Raw genomic sequence first — 655 nt, forward strand, 5'->3', positions numbered from 1 at the left:
GCGCACCGCCTCCCGTACGCCTGGCGCGATCGCGCCGACCGCGTCGTCGGCGTGCCACAGCCGCGCGGTCTGCTCGACGAAGAACGGGTTGCCGCCGGTACGCCGGTGCACCTCGTCGACCAGGCCGGCCTCGGGCTCGCGTCCGGCGGTCCGGGTCATCAGCGCGGCCACCTCGTCGCGGGTGAAACCGGTGAGGGTGATCGTGGTGGCCTTCGCGACGAGCGGCATCAGCAGCGGGCGCAGCGGATGCTCACCCGACTCGACCTCGGCGTCGCGGTAGGTGCCGATCAGCAGGAGCCGCTCGAACCAGGTGTGCTGGGCGGCGAAGCTCAGCAACCGCAGTGAGGCCGGGTCGGCCCAGTGCAGGTCGTCGAGGACGACGACCACCGGCCGGTGCTGGGAGACGGCGACCAGTGCGGCGGTCACCGCGTCGTACAGCGCGAACGCCTCCTGGTCGACGCTGTCGGTGTCGACGCCGGCCCAGCTGGCGAGCCGCTCGGCCTGCTGCTTGCTGGCGTCGGTCTCACCGAGCAGTGCCGCGAGGGCCGGCTCGGCGTCCGGTCGCGCCACCGCCCAGTCGTCGGCGGATCGGCGCAGGCCGCGCAGCACCTGCACCCACGGCCAGTAGCCGGGGGCGCTGTCGGAATCCCAGCAC

Annotated in this window: 1 protein-coding gene; it reads right to left on the reverse strand. The window is 73.7% G+C overall.

Annotated elements, in window-relative coordinates; all coding sequences use genetic code 11:
* The coding region (locus KBX53_RS35015; RefSeq protein WP_210864040.1) for an AAA family ATPase at window positions 1-655 on the reverse strand (655 nt) is incomplete at both ends.

The organism is Micromonospora sp. M51 (assembly GCF_018070305.1).
Classification (GTDB): domain Bacteria; phylum Actinomycetota; class Actinomycetes; order Mycobacteriales; family Micromonosporaceae; genus Micromonospora; species Micromonospora parva.